Source organism: Pumilibacter muris (genome assembly GCF_943193045.1).
GTDB classification, from domain to species: Bacteria; Bacillota; Clostridia; order Christensenellales; family Pumilibacteraceae; genus Pumilibacter; species Pumilibacter muris.
In genome coordinates this window covers 347,617-367,556 of record NZ_CALPCN010000001.1, presented here as the reverse complement: position 1 = coordinate 367,556, position 19,940 = coordinate 347,617, and the positions used below count along the sequence as shown (strand labels likewise).

Annotated in this window: 14 protein-coding genes; all 14 read left to right on the top strand. The window is 44.8% G+C overall.

What is annotated here, in order from left to right:
• Positions 1-56: 56 nt before the first annotated feature.
• Positions 57-1,421 carry a protein translocase subunit SecD gene (gene secD, locus NFR62_RS01740; RefSeq protein WP_251612786.1) on the top strand — a complete coding sequence of 455 codons (1,365 nt, stop codon included), beginning with the start codon at positions 57-59 and terminating at the stop codon, positions 1,419-1,421.
• Positions 1,408-2,724, top strand: coding sequence for a protein translocase subunit SecF (gene secF, locus NFR62_RS01735; RefSeq protein ID WP_251612784.1), 1,317 nt, complete (start codon positions 1,408-1,410; stop codon positions 2,722-2,724). Before secD ends, secF begins: the two co-directional genes overlap by 14 nt.
• Before the next feature lie 72 nt (positions 2,725-2,796).
• Complete coding sequence (recJ, locus tag NFR62_RS01730; protein WP_251612781.1) at positions 2,797-5,172, top strand: single-stranded-DNA-specific exonuclease RecJ; 2,376 nt, start codon at positions 2,797-2,799, stop codon at positions 5,170-5,172.
• A gap of 26 nt (positions 5,173-5,198) precedes the next feature.
• The gene (locus tag NFR62_RS01725; protein WP_251612778.1) at positions 5,199-7,346 is read left to right on the top strand and encodes a RelA/SpoT family protein; all 2,148 of its coding nucleotides are present in this window, start codon (positions 5,199-5,201) and stop codon (positions 7,344-7,346) included.
• Positions 7,346-7,957, top strand: a complete 612-nt coding sequence (locus tag NFR62_RS01720) for an MBL fold metallo-hydrolase (RefSeq protein ID WP_251612776.1) — start codon at positions 7,346-7,348, stop codon at positions 7,955-7,957. The genes NFR62_RS01725 and NFR62_RS01720 overlap by 1 nt, the downstream gene beginning before the upstream one ends.
• Complete coding sequence (hemZ, locus tag NFR62_RS01715) at positions 7,945-9,387, top strand: coproporphyrinogen dehydrogenase HemZ (protein ID WP_251612773.1); 1,443 nt, start codon at positions 7,945-7,947, stop codon at positions 9,385-9,387. Before NFR62_RS01720 ends, hemZ begins: the two co-directional genes overlap by 13 nt.
• A 101-nt stretch (positions 9,388-9,488) precedes the next feature.
• Positions 9,489-9,752: a 30S ribosomal protein S15 gene (gene rpsO / locus NFR62_RS01710; protein ID WP_251612770.1), complete on the top strand. Its 264-nt coding sequence runs from the start codon at positions 9,489-9,491 to the stop codon at positions 9,750-9,752.
• Positions 9,753-9,859: 107 nt separating this feature from the next.
• Positions 9,860-11,947, top strand: a complete 2,088-nt coding sequence (locus tag NFR62_RS01705) for a polyribonucleotide nucleotidyltransferase (protein ID WP_251612755.1) — start codon at positions 9,860-9,862, stop codon at positions 11,945-11,947.
• Between the two features lie 136 nt (positions 11,948-12,083).
• Positions 12,084-12,800 carry a polysaccharide deacetylase family protein gene (locus NFR62_RS01700; protein WP_251612752.1) on the top strand — a complete coding sequence of 239 codons (717 nt, stop codon included), beginning with the start codon at positions 12,084-12,086 and terminating at the stop codon, positions 12,798-12,800.
• A 40-nt stretch (positions 12,801-12,840) separates the two neighbouring features.
• The gene (locus NFR62_RS01695; RefSeq protein WP_251612734.1) at positions 12,841-14,103 is read left to right on the top strand and encodes a M16 family metallopeptidase; all 1,263 of its coding nucleotides are present in this window, start codon (positions 12,841-12,843) and stop codon (positions 14,101-14,103) included.
• 1 nt (position 14,104) lies between these two features.
• Positions 14,105-14,470, top strand: a complete 366-nt coding sequence (locus tag NFR62_RS01690) for a dUTPase (RefSeq protein WP_251612732.1) — start codon at positions 14,105-14,107, stop codon at positions 14,468-14,470.
• Between the two features lie 164 nt (positions 14,471-14,634).
• Positions 14,635-18,060 carry a DNA translocase FtsK gene (locus tag NFR62_RS01685; protein WP_251612729.1) on the top strand — a complete coding sequence of 1,142 codons (3,426 nt, stop codon included), beginning with the start codon at positions 14,635-14,637 and terminating at the stop codon, positions 18,058-18,060.
• A complete protein-coding gene (gene rimO, locus NFR62_RS01680) occupies positions 18,057-19,355 on the top strand; it encodes a 30S ribosomal protein S12 methylthiotransferase RimO (protein WP_251612725.1) in 1,299 nt (432 codons plus the stop codon). Before NFR62_RS01685 ends, rimO begins: the two co-directional genes overlap by 4 nt.
• Positions 19,352-19,939 (top strand): CDP-diacylglycerol--glycerol-3-phosphate 3-phosphatidyltransferase, encoded by a 588-nt coding sequence (pgsA, locus tag NFR62_RS01675; RefSeq protein ID WP_251612722.1) that lies wholly within the window; start codon positions 19,352-19,354, stop codon positions 19,937-19,939. The genes rimO and pgsA overlap by 4 nt, the downstream gene beginning before the upstream one ends.
• Position 19,940: the final 1 nt, after the last annotated feature.

The window sequence follows — 19,940 nt, the reverse complement described above, 5'->3', positions numbered from 1 at the left end:
TGACTAATCTTTCCATTTTGTTATATAATAGTTCTATTGCATGCAGGAGGCTCTAAATGAAGAAAAAATCGTCAATCATAAAATTATCTATAATTGGCGTTCTTACGATAATCGGTTTAATCATGTCCTTTTGCACGTTTAATTTCGGACTCACCACGTTCAAGTCGTTCGGCAGCGCTATAAAGCTCGGACTCGACCTTAAAGGCGGCGTGTATGCGGTATACGAAATGGACGGCTCCGAAGACACAACAAATCTTTCTTCGCGCATGGCGGGCACGAGAACGCGCCTTGAAAACATGCTCACGAGCAAAGGTTACACCGAAGCAACCGTAGTGCGCGAGGGCAGCACTCGTCTTAGGGTAGAAGTTCCCGACGTAGACGATCCCGGAAACATTTTCGATATTATAGGCAAGCCTGCGGAGCTTCGCTTTGTGCTCGACAACACGGGTGAAATAGTGCTTACGGGCAAAAACGTTTTAAGCGCCGAAGCCACCTATGATAACGGCGAACCCGTTGTGGCGTTGTCGCTCGACAGCGCGGGAACCGAAGCTTTCGCAAAAGCCACAAGCGAAAACATAGGACAAACTATGTCGATAATATCGACGGTAGACGGCGACGAAACAAAAATATCTTCTCCCAAAATCAATTCGGCAATATCCAACGGCAAAGCGATTATAAACGGCATGGGAAGTATAGAAGCGGCTCAGAACCTTGCCGACCAAATCACTTCGGGGCAATTCGAAGTTAAGTTGTCGCTTTTGGAAAGCAGCACAATTTCGCCCACGCTCGGAGAAAAGGCGTTGTTATGCGGTATTATAGCCGGTGTTTTGGGTCTTGCGCTCGTAATGGCATTCCTAATTGTGCGTTATCGCATGCTCGGTGTTGTAGCCTCTATTGCGCTGTTGCTATACGCCGACTTAATGCTTTTGTTCCTTGCGATACTTCCTTGGGTGCAGCTCACTCTTCCCGGTATTGCGGGTATAATTTTGAGCATAGGCATGGCTGTTGACGCAAACGTTATTATTTACGAACGTATTAAAGACGAATTCAGAAACGGAAAATCTATGCTCGCATCGTCGCACGCAGGATTTAAAAAAGCCACGAAAGCGATTATAGACAGTAACGTTACAACTATTATAGCGGCGGTTGTGCTTCTTATATTCGGCACAGGTTCAATTCAAGGCTTTGCAATAGCGTTGCTTGTGGGTATTATACTTTCGCTGTTCACGTCTATGCTTATAACGAGAAAACTCGTGAAATACTTTATTGCGGTTATGCCCGACAAACCCTCTTATTTCAGCCTTATACGTAGCAAAAACTACGAGAATTTGAAAGCGTCGGAATCCGCCGTACCCGAAGAGGTAGAAGTTACGGAAGAAAAAGCTCCGCTTGAAGGGGAGGTGGCTCATGAAAATATCTAATCTTATGAACTGCGATTTCAAGCTTGTGGAAAAAAAGAAGATTTGGTTTATAGTTCCCGCTTGCATAATTGCCGTAGCTATTGTAATGATGATTATTTTCGGTTGCGTAACGGGCGAGCCTTTAAATCTCGGAATGGACTTTCAAGGCGGTTACACCGTTAACGTAAAACTTTCCACTAAGCTTACAAGTTCTACTGCGGCTTCGTATAAATCTGAAATCAAAGAAATTATCGAAGGACTCACCGACGAAAACGGAAATAATTATAATATTAAAGTTTCGTCTATGCAGGAACAAGGTTCGGGTGAATCGGCTTCCGTTTACGTTCGCTACAAAGCTCCTCACGGAATAAGCGACGAAGTTATGGAAGACGAAATAAATCCCGCCATACAGTCGGCTTTGCAAGAGAAAATATTTAAAATTGTTCCTACGCTTGCTTGGACCGACGACAAAACTTGCACGGTAGACTATCAAAATTTCTCGCTTGTGGAATCGACTTTCGATGATATTAAATCGAAAATACAAGCTCTCGCCGCAAAGACGGGCGCCACAATATCAAGCGTTGAGAAAGTAACAAGCGACAATCAAGACGCGGGCGTAAAAGCGTTAACGGTTAAGCTTTCGGCAAACAGCGATGCTTTTAAAAACGCTCTTTCCGACACGGTTTCGATTAACGACAAATATTCGGGTCAAGCGGTGAAAGGCGATATTATAAGCGCGACGGTAAGTTCGGAGCTTTTAATAAACGCGTTGCTTGCAATCAGTCTTGCAATCGTTTTAATGCTTGTGTATATTGCGTTCAGGTTCGAAGTGTCTAGCGGCGTTTCCGCCATTGTGGCGCTTTTGCACGACATTCTTATTATGTTTTCGTTCATGGCGATTTTCCGCGTGGAAATCAACAGCACATTCATAGCGGCGTTGATTACCATTCTCGGTTATTCGATTAACAACACTATTATCGTGTTCGACCGTATACGCGAAAACACCAAATCGGTATTCCATAAAAACAGCACGGCGACGCTCATTGCAAACGCGTCTATTAAAGACACTTTGGTGCGTTCGATAAACACATCGCTCACAACCTTGATAACAATCGCTATGGTTGCTATTATGGGCGCGGCGTTCCAAACTTTCTCGCTTTCCGTGTTTGCTCTTCCCATAATAGTCGGCTTGCTTGCGGGTACGTTCTCGTCTATATTCATTTCGCCTTCTATTTGGGCAATGTGGAAAGACCGCAAAAAAAAGCTGCCTAAGGCCGATAAAAAAGAGAAAAAACTCAAAGAAAACACGACGGCTTTGGCATAAAACATTTACAATAAATTTTAAAGAAAATAAGCCTTCACAGTTTTTGGAGGCTTATTTTTATAAGGAAAGACAATGAACTTACAGCCCGTAAAAAGAAATAACACAACTGTAAACAAAGAAGAGGTTGCAAATCTTTGTAATATTTTCGGATTGCCGAAAAGACTTGTGGAATTACTTATTTTACGCGGTATAAACTCGGAAGAAAAACTTAGAAAGTATCTCAATCCCGACATTTCAAATTTATATAATCCGTTTGACATGAAAGGGATGAGCGAAGCGGTAGCGCGTATTAACGAAGCTATTGACCAAAAACAAAAAATAGTTATATACGGCGATTACGACGCCGACGGTATTTGCGCGTCGGCTATTTTATCGTTATATTTATCGTCGCGCGGGCTCGAAGTGTACGTTCACATTCCCAACAGAGCGGGCGACGGCTATGGACTTAACGTGGAATCCATAGAAAAAATTATCGACGAGTGCTGCCCCGACCTTATTTTAACATGCGACTGCGGCATTTCCGGAAGCGAAGAAGTTGCGTACGCTATGGATTTGGGAGTTGACGTTATTGTTACCGACCATCACGAAGTTGCCGACGTGGTGCCCGACTGCATTGTGGTTAATCCCAAACAGAGCGATTGCAAATATCCCTGTTCTTTTCTTTGCGGCGCAGGGGTAGCGCTAAAACTCGTGCAAGCTCTCGGAGGAATAGAAAGCGCCGAACAATTTTTCGATTTAGCGGCGGTTGCCACTATTGCCGACCTTGTGCCTTTACTTGACGAAAACCGCTTAATAGTTCAACTCGGGCTGAAAAAGCTTGAAGAACAACGCAATCTCGGGCTTAAACTGCTGATAGAAGAGCAAAAGCTTACATATCCCGTCCTCAGCGGCGACATAGCGTATAAAATAGCGCCGAGAATAAACGCCGCAGGCAGAATGGGCGACGCTTACAGAGCTTTTGAATTGCTTACAAGCACCGACACGAAATATGTTCAGGAAATTATTGCGGCGATTAACGAAGACAATTCCAAACGCAAAATTCTTTGCGACAAACTCTATTCCGAAGCTCTCGAAGATTTAGCTCACGAAAACCTTATAGACAACCGCTCGGTTATTCTCAGTAATCCCGAATGGGAAAAGGGAATAACGGGTATACTCGCGGCAAGGCTTGCGGGCGATTTTCATCGTCCTGCGTTTGTAATGGTAAGCTCCGGAGAATATTATAAGGGGACTTCCCGAAGCGTACACGGAATTAACATATACGATTTGCTTAGTTCCGTTTCGGATATTTTGGTGGAATTCGGAGGGCACAGCCAAGCCGCAGGATTTTCGATAGAAGAAAAAAACATTCCTCTTTTCAAGACGCGCGTAAACGAATATTTAAATTCGTTTCCCGCCGAACTTTTCGGAATGACGCAAGAATACGATTTGGAGCTTGACGAGCGTGAACTCGATTTGGAACTTGCGAGAGCGCTCGAACTTATAGAGCCGTCGGGAAATAGTAATCCCAAACCTTTATTTAAAACCACCGTAGAAAAGCTGGCGGTAACACCGTGCAAAAACAACAGAATTCATACTAATATTACGGGCGAAACAGGGTTGCAAATTCTCGCGTTCAACTTTTACGAACAAAATCAATTTTTGTTGGGAAACGGCACAAAAGATTTGATTTTGGAATTGCAACTAAACCGATTCGGCGGAAAAGAAACGGCAAAAGGTTTTCTTAAATCCGCTGTTCCGTCAGAACTGTATATAAACGATACTGTGGCAAAAGCCAACTATTTAAAAACTTTGGCTTACGGCGCGTCGAAACAAAGCGATTATATAACATACAACTACGACGAACTCGAAAAAATCGTAGGCAACAAGTTGTTCGGCGTGCTCATTATAGCAGGTTGCAAGCAAACTTACAATCAATACGCTTCCGCAGTTAAAGCGGAACGGCTGTTGAACGAATTTCTATATTCCACAAGCATAAACAACTATTCACGCATAATAGTTTCGCCCGAAATTGACGGAAATCTTATGCTTTCGGGATACGATACCGTTGTTTTTTTAGACACGCCGCCGCGATACGCTTTGCCGTTGTTGTTTGCTAAAAAAACTTCCGCAAAAATTTACGTTCCTAAAAAAGACAACCAACAAACGTTCTACGAAGGAATAGTTTGCGAAAGAGAAGCATTCGGCGCGTGTTTTTCGGCTATCCGCAACAACCGACATCTTTGCGCCGATAATATATTATCGTATTACAAACTTTTATCCGCGCGTGAAAACCTAAACATGAACATGTTTATAGCATGCGTTACGGTATTTGCGGAATTAGGATTCATTTCTATAAATAAAACTCCGTTTTCAATTTCGGTAAATAAAGACGTAAGAGCCGAACTCGGAAATTCTTCCGTATACAAATTTTTGTGCGAAAACGTAAAAAATCGGCAAAACGGTTAAAATGGCTTTGAGGATAAAACGATAACATGCCTAAGGAAAACTTACAAACTCGCTATAAGTCGGTGTTTACCGCAAGTCAAGTCGAAATTCTCGATAGAATTTTCGAATACGCTTCGTGTATGCACAACGGGCAAGCGCGCGATTCGGGCGAACCGTATATCACTCATCCGATTTCGGTAGCAAATATTTTGCTTGATTTGGGACTTGATTACCAAACAATAGGCGCGGCGCTCTTGCACGATTGCATAGAAGACACGCCCGCAACCGAAGGGGAAATCCGTTCGAAGTTCGGAAACGAAATTTGCGAACTCGTTATGGGAGTAACAAAGCTCGATAAAATTACGTTTAAATCGAAAGAGGAAGAACAAGCGGAAAATTTCAGACGCATGTTTTTTGCTATGGCAAAGGATATGCGGGTAATTCTTATTAAACTTGCCGACCGTTTGCACAATATGCGCACCATAGCGGGAATATCGGAAGAACGCCAAACCGCTATGGCAAAAGAAACTCTCGAAATTTACGCGCCTTTGGCATCGCGTTTGGGATTAAGTTATTTTAAATGCGAACTCGAAGACTTGTGTTTAAAAGTGTTGCACCCTGCGGTATACGATTCTCTCGTAAACGAAATTTCGCTCAAACGCGCCGAAAGAAAAGAGCTCGTAAACCACATTTGCGACAGACTTACGAAATTACTCGAAGAATTGAATATACACGGAGAAGTGAGCGGACGCCCCAAGCATTTTTACAGCATCTATAAAAAAATGATGAACAACAACCGCACTTTCGAGCAAATCTACGATTTGACGGCTGTGCGTGTTATTGTTGAAAACGTGCGCGATTGCTACGAAGTGCTCGGAATGATTCACACGATTTGGAAACCCATTCCCGGTCGGTTCAAAGATTATATAGCCGTTCCCAAACCGAACAACTATCAATCGCTTCACACTACCGTTATGACGAGTTACGGCATGCCGTTCGAAATTCAAATTCGAACATACGAAATGCACAAAATCGCCGAATACGGTATAGCAGCACACTGGAAATACAAAGAACACAGAGCCGCAGCAAACGATTTCGACGAAAAGCTTGAATGGTTGCGCGGAGTTATGGACGAAGCGAGCGACATTGCAACGGGAGCTCAGGAATTTTACGAATCGTTAAAAATAGACCTTTACAGCGGGCAAGTGTTCATTTTCACACCTAAAGGCGACGTGGTTGTGCTTCCCGAAGGTTCCACGCCTGTGGATTTTGCTTATAACGTTCACAGCGCGGTGGGAAACAAGTGTATAGGCGCAAAAATCAACAATAAAATAGTTCCGCTTGAAACTAAACTCACAACGGGCGACTACGTTGAAATAATTACTTCGAACAATGCGAAAGGACCGAGCCGCGACTGGCTGCGTTTTGCTAAAACCACTCAAGCGAAAAACAAAATACGAGCGTTTTTCAAAAAAGAGCAAAAAGACGACAACATAAAGCGCGGCAAAGAAATGTTGGAAGAAGAAGCCAAACGGCGGGGCTACACGCTGTCGCAGCTACTTGTTCCGAAGTGGCTCGACATAATAATGCAACGCTATTCCATATCTTCTATGGACGATATGTATGCGGCAATAGGCTACGGCGGTTTCACAGTTAACCAAATTCTTCTTAAACTAATTGATTTTTACCGAAAAGAAGCCGAATCGGCAAAACAGCCCGAAAAATCGCAATCGTCAGTAAACGAGAACGCGTCGCACGGTATAATCGTTAAGGGGCACAGCGATTTGTTGGTGAGAATAGCGCGCTGTTGCACTCCTGTGCCGGGCGACGAAATAATAGGCTATATTTCACGCGGGCGCGGCGTTGCGGTTCACCGAAAGAGTTGCCCGAACATGCGGAACGCCGAACCTTACCGCCTTATAGAAGCGCATTGGGCAGGCAGTTTGCATGCGCCGTTTGTGGTTGCTATGCAGGTGGAGGCGAAAAACAGCAGCGGTTTGCTTGCTCAAATAACCACGCTCATATCCGAATTGAAATTGTCTATTCACAGTTTAAACGCGCGCGTAGATAAAAATCAAACCGCGATTATAAATTTCGGAGTGAAAGTAACCAAAATCGAGCAAATAGACACGCTTATTAAAAAAATAGAAAACATTCCCGAAGTGGAAAAAGTATTCAGGAGCACTTCGCTATAATGGTTATAAAACGCGTAACTGTGGGCGACATAGAAGAAAACGCTTATATATTAGACTACGACGGCGACAGCGTGGCAGTTATAGACGCGGGTGCCGAATACGAGAAAATCAAGAGCGCAATAGGCGAAAAACCGTGCACGCATGTTCTTTTAACTCACGCGCATTTCGACCATATTGGCGCGGCGGCAAAATTCAAGCTTGACGGAGCGAAAATTTACTTGCACCGCGACGACATTAAACTTTTAAACGGAGTAGGCAATTTGTCGGCAATGTTCGGAGAAAAACTCGACGAATTTTCGCCCGACGTTATTCTGTCGGACGGAGACAATATTCGGCTCGGAGAATGCGACGTAAAAGTTTTATCGACTCCCGGCCATACCGACGGAAGCGTGTGCTATATAGTAGGCAAAACGATATTAAGCGGCGACACGTTATTTCGCATGTCTGTGGGGCGAACCGATTTTCCTTCGGGTAACGCACAGAAGCTGTACGATTCGATAGTGAATAAATTATTTAAATTAGCCGACGAATACGAAGTGTTACCCGGTCATGGCGAAAAAACCACTCTCGGCTTCGAGAAAAAGTATAATCCTTACTTATGTACGAACTGACGACAAACCGTAACGATATACGCAACGAACTAATCGAAATAATTCGCTGTTTTGTTTCCGACGCCCTCACGGATTGTTCGGTTAATTTTACATATGTTGATAACGAGAAAATCGTTTTATATATTTCGGTAAACTCAAAGCGCTATATATATTCATATCCCAAGCATTGCGAATCCGATAAAATCGAATACGCTCGCGCCGACGTATATATTTGCAAGCTGTCGCTTTACAGAGCACTTTCGGATTTTTTCGATAAAACGCTTCCGTGGGGAAGTCTTACGGGAATACGTCCCACACGGCTCGCCGCCCGAATGTTGAACAACGGTGTTCCGCTTAGCAAAATATCCGAAAAGTTGCGCAACGATTATTTTGTATCCGAAAACAAAGCCGAACTTACGGTAGAAATACTGAAATCACAATCTGAACATATACCCGACAGACTTTCCGTTGCAGGCGATGGCAATTTTAACAACTCTAATCTTGTGAATCTGTATGTTCATATTCCGTTTTGCCCCACACGTTGTTCGTATTGCTCTTTCGTATCGGAAGGAGTGGAGAAAAAAGCTTGGTTGCTCGCTCCGTATGCAACGGCTCTTGCGGAAGAAATACGTCGTACCAAAGATTTGATACGCTCTCAAAACAAACGTATTTTCTCGGTATATGCGGGCGGCGGAACGCCGACTACGCTCGAGCCCGAATTGCTTTTCAAGGTGTTGAAAGCCGCGACCGAAGACGGCACGGAATACACTTGCGAAGCGGGACGTCCCGATACCATAAACGAAGAAAAGTTGCATGTAATGAGCGAATGCGGCGTAAACCGAATAAGTATAAATCCGCAAACGTTACACGAAAAAACTTTGCGAAAAATAGGAAGGGCGCATACGGTTGAACAATTTTTTAACGCCTACGAACTTGCGGATAAATTCGGATTCGTTAAAAACGTTGACCTTATTGCGGGACTCGACGGCGAAACTCCGGAAGACTTCGAATATAAATTTAACGGCATTTTAAAACTTATGCCCGAGAATATAACCGTACACACGCTTTGCTTAAAACGCGGCTCGGCGAACGCTCAATCAGAAGCGGTTCGTTCCGAGCGCACGCAAGAAATGGTTAATTATTCCGTAGGCGCTTTGAAAGCTCGCGGCTATTCTCCTTATTATTTATATCGCCAAAAACAAACTACGGAGAACCTCGAAAACATAGGTTGGTGCCGAAACGGTTTTTTATGCGTAAACAACGTAACCGTTATGGAAGAAACTCTTTCGGTTTATGCCTGCGGCGCGGGAGCGATAGGAAAGTTGATAGCGCCGGGACGCATTCAAAGAATAGCCAACCCGAAAGACGTTTTAATGTATTTGGAACAATTCGAAGAAAGAATGCGTAAAAAACAATTATTTTATCAAAATCAGTTTACAATACTTACATGATATGGTATACTAATTTATGTACCTTGATACTCGGAGTTGTGCGCTCTCCACGCACTCACACTCAGTTTTAAGGCGAATAAATATTTAACGGAGGTTAAAACATGGACAAGGAGACTAAGGCTGAAATTATCGCCAAATTTGCGACGCACGAGGGCGACACGGGAAGTCCCGAAGTGCAGGTGGCTTTGCTCACGCAACGCATAAACCACCTCACCGAACACCTTAAAGTGCATCACAACGACCACCATTCGCGCAGAGGTTTGTTGCAAATGGTAGGTTCCAGAAGAAGTCTTTTGAACTATCTCAAAAAGCTCGACATCGAAAGATACAGAGCGCTTCTTGTAAAATTGGAACTCAGAAAGTAAAAACAAACATCGAAAGCAGGAGCCGACCGACGTTGTTGGCTCTCGCTTTTTAGTTAGCGCGGCAAAACGACGCGCACGGGAGAAACAAGGAAAGGAGAACATGGAACATGAGTAAAGAAGCACAAATTTTCAAAACCGAAATAGGCGGCAGAGAAGTAACCGTCGAAATAGGCAAATACTGCGGACTAAGCAACGGCTCTTGCATTATCCGTTGCGGCGACACTGTGGTAATGACGAACGTAACAATGGCTGAAACGCCTCGACCGGGAATGGACTTTTTCCCGCTCGGAGTAGACTTCGAAGAAAAAATGTATTCGGTGGGAAAAATTCCCGGCGGATTCAAAAAGCGCGAGGGAAGAGCGAGCGACAAAGCTATTCTCACAAGCCGTCTTATAGACCGCCCCATACGCCCGCTGTTTCCCAAAGGTTTATTTAACGACGTTAGCGTTGTTGCAACGGCGCTCAGCGTAGACACAAACATTCCGCCCGAAGTTTTCGGAATGCTCGGTTCGAGTATTGCGCTTTCTATTTCGGACATACCTTTCGCGGGTCCTACGGGCTCTGTGGTTGTGGGTTACGTTAACGGTAAATACGTTATTAACCCCGACAACGTGCAACGCGCCATGAGCGAAATGCACGTTTACGTCAGCGGCACCGCCGACGCCATAATGATGGTTGAAGCCGGTGCTCAAATGGTGAGCGAAGACGTCATGCTCGGCGGCATACTGTTCGGACATGAGGAAATCAAAAAGCAAGTTAAGTTCATTAACGAAATCGTGAAAGCGGTGGGCAAGCCCAAACGCGAAATGGAACTGTACAAAGTTCCCGACGATATAACTTCGGAAGTTCGCAAGTTTGCGGACAAGCTTCTCGATAAAGCTCTCGAAGAGACCGACCGCCAAAAGCGTCAAGAAAAGCAAGACGAAGTCGATAAAGTTACACTTGAACATTTTGCAGAAAAATACTCCGAAAAAGAACGCGAAATAAAAGACGCGCTATACTATTTCACAAAAGAAAAAGTGCGCGAAAAAATTCTTAAAAAGGGTGTTCGCCCCGACGGAAGAAAGCTCACCGACATTCGCGATATTTGGTGCGAAACAAGCATATTGCCGAGAGTTCACGGCTCGGCGGTGTTTACGCGCGGACAAAGCCAAGCAATGACCACCTGCACGCTCGGCACAATCGCCGAAGTGCAAAAACTTGATAATCTCGACGAAGAAACTTTCAAGCGCTATATGCACCACTATAATTTCCCGCCGTATTGCTCGGGCGAAGCCCGTCCGCTTCGCAGTCCGGGACGCCGCGAAATAGGACACGGCGCTCTTGCCGAACGCGCGCTCGAACCCGTTATCCCCGACGAGGACGCTTTCCCGTATGCCATTCGCACGGTAAGCGAAATACTCAGCTCAAACGGTTCCACGTCGCAAGCGAGCGTTTGCGGCTCCACGTTGGCGCTTATGGATGCAGGCGTTCCCATTAAAGCCCCCGTAGCGGGTATCGCAATGGGACTTATTAAAGACGAATCGAGCAAAAAGGTTGCTGTGCTTTCCGATATTCAAGGACTCGAAGACTTTTTGGGCGACATGGACTTTAAAGTTGCGGGTACCAAAGACGGCATTACCGCAATTCAGATGGATATAAAAATAAAGGGAATCGACGAACAAATTCTTCGCACCGCTCTCGAACAAGCAAGAGTGGGCAGATTGTATATTCTCGACAAAATGCTTGCGGTGCTCGACGCGCCCCGTCCCGAACTCAGCAAATATGCGCCTAAGATTATAAGCTTCAATATTTCGCCCGAAGTAATCGGCGACGTAATCGGAAAGAGCGGCAAAGTTATTAACCAAATCATTGCCGAAACGGGCGTTAAAATCGACATCGAAGACGACGGACGCGTATTTATCAGTTGCACCGACGTCGAAATGGCGGAAAAAGCGAAAAAAATCGTTCTCACCATTGCGGAAGACGTCGAACCCGGTCAGGTGTTCGAAGGAAAGGTTGTGCGTATTCTCGACTTCGGGGCGTTCGTTGAACTTGCTCCCGGAAAAGACGGCATGATTCACATTTCAAAGCTTTCAAAATCGAGGGTCAACAAAGTTACCGACGTTTTGAATTTAGGCGACACCGCAAGAGTGGAAGTTATAAAAACGGACGAAAAGGGCAGAATAGACCTTAAACTTATAGAAAAACTTTAAAACAATCGTTTGCAAGAAAAAGTCCGAATCGGGCTTTTTCTTGTATTAAACGAGTTTTATATACTTTTTCGCGCATTATCGGAATATATTTAGAAAGGCGGGTATTTACCCGAATTTTTTTCGAGGTGTGCGCATTTTGTCGAACAAGGTTAAATTTTTTCGTTACGTCGTGGCTAATTTGGCAATCGCCGTAGTTGTTGTGGGCTTACTCGCTTTCACGCTGTCGGGCAAAACGGTGAGCGCCGCAAGCGAGCAGCCGCCCGTTTATAAGGGCGAAAGCAAAACCAAAGTATCGCTTATGGTAAACGTTTATTGGGGAACCGAATTTATCGACGGTATGCTTGATATATTCGAAGCCAACAATGTTACCACAACTTTCTTCGTAGGAGGAATGTGGGTTGCCGAAAACGACGCATTACTGAAAAAAATATACGAAAAAGGGCATGAAATAGGCAATCACGGCTATTTTCACAAAGACCACAAAAAATTAAGCGCCGAACGAAACGCCGAAGAAATCGGAGTTACTCACCGTCTTGTTAAAAGCGTGCTCGGTATCGACATGAAGCTGTTTGCCCCGCCGTCGGGTTCGTTCGGCAAAACAACGTTAAAACAAGCGGAAGCGCTTGGATACACCACAATAATGTGGTCGAAAGACACAATAGACTGGCGCGACCACGACACCGAAAAAATATACAACCGCGCCACTAAAAACCTCGAAGGCGGCGACTTGATTCTTATGCACCCCACGAAAAACACCGTAGAGGCGCTCGACCGCATAATTAAATATGCCTTAGAGCATAATTTGCAAGTGTCTAAGGTGAGTGAAACTCTCAAATCCGACTTATCCGAATAAACGCGGTAAACAAATCGAAAAATATGTTTGGAGGCAACAAATGAACGAATTGATAAAATATTCCAACGGGCTCAAATTAGTGGTGAACAACAATCCCGCCGTGCGCTCGGTAGCCGTAGGCATTTGGGTGGGGGCGGGAAGCACGCGCGAAACGGAAGAAAACAACGGAATTTCGCATTTCACCGAGCACGTCATGTTCAAGGGAACCGACAAATATACGTCTTTCGATATAGCGAACGTATTCGAAAGCATGGGCGCCGCAATAAACGCTTTCACAGGAAAAGAAGCCACTTGCTATTATGTTAAATCAATCGACGAATATGCGGAAAAATGTTTCGAAGCATTGGCGCATATTTTCACCCGTTCATCTTTCGACGCCGACGAGCTCGACAAAGAGCGAAAAGTAATAACCGAAGAAATCAATATGGTTGAGGATTCGCCCGAAGATATTTGCTACGATTTGCTTGCCCAAACTCTGTACGCAGGCAGTTCGCTCGGCAGAACTATTCTCGGACCCGCCGACAACGTTAAACGCTTTACTCGTTACGACGTTTTGGCTTATATGGACGAGCTGTATACCGCCGACAACATAGTTGTGTCGGTAAGCGGCAATATGGATTCTTCGCAAGCTGACAAACTCGTTCGCAAATACTTTTTAGACGAAATCCGTTCTAATAAATGTGCGGCGAAAAGAACGGGTAAAATCGAAGTAAAGAGCAACAAAGCCGTGCGCATTAAAGATTTCGAGCAATCGAACATAGGCATAAGTTATCCTTCCCTCGAATTTATGAATCCGCGCAGCCCCGTTCAAAATGTGTTCAGCATAATTTTCGGCGGCGGAATGAGTTCGCGTCTGTTCCAAAAAATACGCGAACAGATGGGGCTTGCTTATTCCGTATATTCCGCTCCGCTTGCCTATGTGAACAACGGAAACTTTAATATCATGCTCAACATAACGGCGGCAAACACCGAAAAGGCGGTTAGCGCCGTTAAAAAAGAAATTGAGAACGCTATATCAAACGGAGTGAGCGAAGAAGAGGTGCAACGCGCCAAAATACAACTAAAATCCGCTCTCGTATTCTCCGAAGAAAACATACAAAATATTATGAATGCGCAAGGCAAACTCATGTTGCTTGCGGGCGAACTTTATAGCGTAGACAAGCGTATTAAAGAAATAGACGCAGTAAAAAAAGCGGACTGCAACAAATTTATTCGTGAAACACTAACACCCGAAAAAGTATGCGCGGCATACGTTGGTAAAGAACCTAACACCGACGTTTTGAGCATTATAAAGGGGGAATAGAATGGACAAGCTTGACGAGATATTTTCCATGCAAGCCGCGCTCGACGGTTTTATAGCAAAGTCCCGAAACCTCGAAAACAAATATTCGAAATCGGAATGGTTGCAAAAAAAATCGTTGGCACTCATAGACGAAGTGACAGAACTACTTAACGAAATTAACTACAAATGGTGGAAAAACGAAAAACCGATTAACGACGGCGCCGTTAAAGAGGAACTGTGCGACATATTGCATTTTTTCGTGAGCATGTGCTTAGACGCGGGAATGAGCGCCGACGAGTTACATAGAATTTATCTTGAAAAAAACAAAGAAAACATTGCGCGTCAGGAGGGAAAATCGCAAAAAACAGGTTATAAGCTCAACGTTTAATGCTAATTTTGTAAAATATTATTCCGCTCGCTTTTAAGCGAGCGGTTTTTATGTAATAAAATTCCGTCAAAAAAATTTGATAAAACAGCCTATTTTAATTGAAATAACGGCTTTATTATGGTATAATTAAAAGCGTTCAAAGTTTAAAAACGGAGTTAAGAAAATTGCCGTCTAAAAAATACAACAACGGAAGACGCAGGGAAAAAGCCGAAGGCGAAAGCGATATTTTAGGGATAGTTCTTGTAATTCTCTCGGCTTTTATCTTGCTTTGCATAATCGTGCGCCCTATTTTAGGCGTTATAAGCAAACTTATTTATGGCGTTACAACGGGCATTTTCGGAATATTCAGCTATCCGCTGTTTTTCAGCACCTTAATTCTCGGTATAGCGCTCATACAGGGGCGCAAAGCGTCGCTTGCAACTCGCTATAAACTCGGAATTGTGTTTATGGCTTTGAGTCTTATGATAATTTTGCAACTCGCAACAACCCACTCTATGCTCGGAGAAACGTTTTCCTCGTATGTGTCGGGCGTTTATTCAGCAAAACTGACTGCAGGCGGGGTATTGTTCGGCGTTGTTGCATACGCCGTTCAACGGTTGATTACCCCCGTAGTTTCGTACATTGTTTTTTCTTTGCTGTTTATTGCGGCGTTTACGTTTTTTATCGCGTTGCCTTTATACGGCAAACGCAAAAACGATAAAAGAGCGCAAACGCCCGAACAGGCAAACAATTCGTTTGTGAAAGGACAAGCCGCGCCCATGCCCATTCGTCCTATTACGGATAACACGCTTTATGTGGCGCAAATAGTTCCCACTCAGCAAAACCGCCTTATAGCGGAACAAACTCCGCTCGGCGAAAATTACGAACTTCCGCAAAAAACTCAAACGCCCGCTATAAACTCCGCCGCGTCAAACGGCTCTTTATCGCAATTCGAGCCGTACTCCAAAGCGCCGAAACAAACCGAGCGGTCGAAAGCTTACGAAACGCTTTTCGGCAATCGTCAGCAATATGCGCCATTACCCAAACCAACGCCGATAGACTTCAACGATGCGGAGAAAGAATACCTTTCAAAATTCGTTTTGCCTCCTCTTACGGCCGAACCCACAGTTAAAGACAATACTGTTCAACAGCAACCGAAAGCGCCCGTAGAACAACAGCCAAAACCCCAAAAGCGCGTGCACGCGCCTGAATTGCCAGAAGTTCCTATGGTTCCGCCCAAAGATTTCAGCGAGCAAATAGTGGGCGGAGCGGGCATAATAAACGGCGAAATTTTATCGCGTCAGCTCGAAGAAAGCAACGCGCCCATTAAATCCGAAAAAGACAATTCTGAACTTCCAAAAGCGGGAGCGTTCTCCACTAAAAAATTAGAGCCCGCTGCAATCCGCCCCAAAGAAAGCACGGAAGCGGAAGAAGAATACGAAGAGCAGCCCGCCATTGTGAACGGCGACTATTTCGGCGCACCCGCAAAACAGTCTAACGCAAGCGCCGCAAAAACGCCTTCGTTTACAAACTCGGTAAAAGAAAAGAAACAACAGCAAAAGCCTTTCGCACCTTTGTTCGAACCGCCGCTTAAAGGCTTCGACGATTTTTCGAACGCCTCTTCGCAAGAAGACGAAAACGATTATTTGGAACCGATTATAACCGCTTCCGAATATGAAAAACAACATACGCCCGAATCACGTTTTCAACAGCTTTTAAACGAAGAACGCGAACGCGCGGCGGCTACGGAAAACAAATCCAAGCGCGAACCCGATTTATTCCAACGTAACGACTCTGCCGAATCCGCTCAAAACGGATTCGAACAAAGTGCGGAGCCGTTTATCGAGCTTCCGAGCGAAGAAGACGAAAGCCTTATTGCCGACGTTGACGATTTGCCCATAGAGCCGCAAGAACCTGTAACGGAATCGTCGTTTAAAATTATAGAAGAGCCGCTCGATTTGTCGGAGCAATCTCATTTCGACGGAAACGACAACACGGGATACTACGAACCCGTTTCTTTTTCGAGCAAGCCGCCAAAAACGCAAGAGCAACCCGTTGTACGCTCTACAAATCAGCTTAAAATAGACGACTACGTTGCCGTTGCGCCGCAACCGCCCGTAAAACCCAAAAAGAAAAAACACTCTCGATACAATCCGCCCGACATAGACATGCTTATATCGTCGGACGCTTCCATTCCCGAAAATTTCAACGTCGCGTGCGAGGAAAAAGCTCGCATTTTGGAGGAAACGCTTCAAGAGTTGAAATTGCCCGTAAAAGTAACGGGAATTACTCGCGGTCCCGCAGTTACGCGATTCGAACTCGAAATGCCTCCCGGCATATCTATTAAACGCATAGAGCAATTTTCCACCGACATAGAGTATAATCTTGCGAGTAACGGGAAAATTCGTATTGAGGCGCCCATTCCCGGAAAGCGGGCGGTAGGTATAGAAGTACCAAACGAAGAAATCGACATTGTGCGGTTGCGCGAAGTTATTTCGGCAAAAGAATTTCACGGTTCTTCGTCGCCGCTCACTCTTGCGCTCGGAAAAGACATTGCGGGCAGCATCATAGTTTGCAATCTTGAAAAAATGCCTCACCTTTTAATAGCGGGAGCTACCGGCAGCGGAAAATCCGCATGTCTCAATTCCATAATAATCAGCATACTTTATAAGTCATCGCCAGAAGACGTGCGCCTAATTCTAATCGACCCCAAACGCGTTGAATTTAACATGTATCAGGGGATTCCGCATTTGCTCGGCGCCGACATTATTAACGACGCGCAACAGGCAATTAACGTTCTTACATGGGCGAAAGAAGAAATGGACCGCAGATACACTTTGTTCGGTAATCATCGCGTGCGCAGTTTGCCCGAATTCAATAAGTCGGAAGCGGTGAAGTCGGGCGAAGAGCAAAAATTGCCGTATATAGTTTTGATTGTAGACGAGCTTGCCGAACTCATGCTTGACAACAACAAAAAAATACTCGAAAGCAAAATTATGAGTATTGCGCAAAAGGCGCGCGCCGCAGGTATTCACCTTATTCTCGCTACCCAACGTCCGTCGGTAGACGTTATTACGGGAACTATTAAAGCGAATTTGCCCAGCCGTATTGCGTTCACAGTTAAGAGCAATATGGACTCTCGCACCATTCTTGACGAGGGCGGAGCGGAAACTCTTTTAGGACGCGGCGACATGCTGTATTCGCCCGTAGGAATGGACGAGCCTAAACGCGTACAAGGCGCTTTCGTTACCGACGACGAAGTTATGGCAATATCGGAATACGTTCGCGTAAACAACGAAGCCGACTTTGACGAAGAATTCACTTCGGCTATAGAAGTGAAACCCGTAGAATCCGATTCCGACGACGATGACGAAGAGGACAGCAAAGAATTCGACAGTCTTATGCCCGAAGTTCTCAAATGCGTTATCGAATCGGGCTCGGCAAGCACAAGCATGATTCAGCGCCGTTTCAGCGTAGGATATGCGCGAGCAAGCCGAATAATAGACCAAATGGAACAGCACAAGTTTATAGGTCCGCTCGAAGGTAGCAAACCGCGCGCGGTGTATATATCGCGTGAGCAATATAAAGAACTATTCGGAATCGAAATATGAGAAAGAGCGTAGGCGTTATTACGTTAGGTTGCGACAAAAACAGGGTAGACACCGAAAATATGCTTTACCGCTTACGTTTGGGCGGCTACGATATTACCAACGACGAACAAAGCGCCCAAATAATAATAATAAACACTTGCGCGTTTATAGAAGCGGCACGAAAAGAAGCAATCGACGTTATTTTGGCGGCTGCGGCATGCAAGTCGGAAAAGTGTGAAAAACTTATAGTTACGGGCTGTCTTCCTCAAAAGCACCTATCGGAGCTAAAAGAAGGATTGCCCGAAGTTGACTGTTTTCTCGGCACCGACGACTATGAGCGCATTTGCGAAATTATAAGTTCGCTATACGGAGAAGAAAACTCCGTTAAAGACGAACCTACCAAACTTACCCGAATTTTAACTACGCCGCCTCACTACGCTTACCTTAAAATTGCCGACGGTTGCGATAACCGTTGCACGTTTTGCACAATTCCGTCTATTCGCGGAAAATACCGCTCGCGCAATATTGAAGATGTTGTAGACGAAGCGGAAGAGCTTGCGGAGCAAGGCGTAAAAGAGCTTATTTTAGTTGCTCAGGACGTAACAAGATTTGGCGCGGACATTTACGGCGAACCTAAACTGGTGGAGCTTATACGGCGTTTAAGCGCCTTAAATATACATACTTTGCGCCTTATGTACTGCTATCCCGAATTAGTAACCGACGAGTTAATCGCGGAAATTGCAAAAAATCCTAAGGTGGCAAAATATGTTGACGTTCCCATTCAGCATACCGACGACAAAATTTTAAAACTTATGAACCGTCGCAACAGCGGCAACGACGTTAAAAAACTTTTTTCGAAACTGCGAAACAACGGCATAACCGTGCGCACAACAGTTATGGTAGGATTTCCGCAGGAAACGGAAGAAAGTTTCGAAAATTTAAAAACGTTCATAGCGGAATATAAGCCCGAGCACGTCGGCGTTTTCGCTTACAGCAAAGAGGACGGCACGCCTTCGGCAAAACTGAAAGGACACTTAACCAAACGAACAAAAGCCGAAAGAGTAAACGCAATAGGAGAGTTGCACTTTAAAAACCGCAAAGAGTATAACGAATCTATGCTCGGCAAAACTCTCGAAGTTATTTACGAGGACATAGACTACGACAGAAATATGTTTGCGGGGCGTACCGAATACGACGCCCCCGACATAGACACAAAAGTATTTTTTACCGCAGATTTTGTGGAAGCGGGAGAATACTACAAAGTTAAAATCACAGGCTACGACGGTTACGACCTGTTAGGAGAAAAAACCGAATGAATTTACCCACAAAGCTGACATTTTTACGAATGATATTGATTCCCGTATTTGTCACGCTGTTTTTCGTTAATTTTCCATTTCACTGCGTGGCGGCAACGGGAGTGTTCGTAATAGCAAGTTTTACCGACTTTTTAGACGGCAATCTTGCAAGAAAATATGACCAAGTAACAAATCTCGGTAAGTTTCTCGACCCCATTGCCGATAAAATGCTTGTAGCGTGCGCGCTGTTCGCTATAGTATTGAAAACAGGCAAATTTCAAATTTGGACTACCGTTTGCGCCATGATTATTTTATGCCGAGAACTTATGATTAGCGGATTTCGCATAGTGGCGAGTTCCAAAAACGTCGTGTTGGCAGCGGACAAACTCGGAAAAATAAAAACCGTGCTGCAAATGTGCGCGCTTATTTGTTTGCTTCCCATAACCGACCTTATAAGCGCGGCGAAAAAAGCAAGTTCTTCGTGGCAAACTTTTATTGACATAACATTTTATATAGGCTTCGCGCTTTTGGCGCTTTCCACAATTATGGCGATAGTTTCGGGAATAAATTACATCGTTAAAAACAAGCAGGTGCTTAAAGACTGAA

Excerpts from the sequence above, each read along its gene's own strand:
- secD (WP_251612786.1), top strand. The coding sequence starts at position 57 with ATGAAGAAAAAATCGTCAATCATAAAATTATCTATAATTGGCGTTCTT.
- secF (WP_251612784.1), top strand. The coding sequence starts at position 1,408 with ATGAAAATATCTAATCTTATGAACTGCGATTTCAAGCTTGTGGAAAAA.
- recJ (WP_251612781.1), top strand. The coding sequence starts at position 2,797 with ATGAACTTACAGCCCGTAAAAAGAAATAACACAACTGTAAACAAAGAA.
- NFR62_RS01725 (WP_251612778.1), top strand. The coding sequence starts at position 5,199 with ATGCCTAAGGAAAACTTACAAACTCGCTATAAGTCGGTGTTTACCGCA.
- NFR62_RS01720 (WP_251612776.1), top strand. The coding sequence starts at position 7,346 with ATGGTTATAAAACGCGTAACTGTGGGCGACATAGAAGAAAACGCTTAT.
- hemZ (WP_251612773.1), top strand. The coding sequence starts at position 7,945 with ATGTACGAACTGACGACAAACCGTAACGATATACGCAACGAACTAATC.
- rpsO (WP_251612770.1), top strand. The coding sequence starts at position 9,489 with ATGGACAAGGAGACTAAGGCTGAAATTATCGCCAAATTTGCGACGCAC.
- NFR62_RS01705 (WP_251612755.1), top strand. The coding sequence starts at position 9,860 with ATGAGTAAAGAAGCACAAATTTTCAAAACCGAAATAGGCGGCAGAGAA.
- NFR62_RS01695 (WP_251612734.1), top strand. The coding sequence starts at position 12,841 with ATGAACGAATTGATAAAATATTCCAACGGGCTCAAATTAGTGGTGAAC.
- NFR62_RS01690 (WP_251612732.1), top strand. The coding sequence starts at position 14,105 with ATGGACAAGCTTGACGAGATATTTTCCATGCAAGCCGCGCTCGACGGT.
- rimO (WP_251612725.1), top strand. The coding sequence starts at position 18,057 with ATGAGAAAGAGCGTAGGCGTTATTACGTTAGGTTGCGACAAAAACAGG.
- pgsA (WP_251612722.1), top strand. The coding sequence starts at position 19,352 with ATGAATTTACCCACAAAGCTGACATTTTTACGAATGATATTGATTCCC.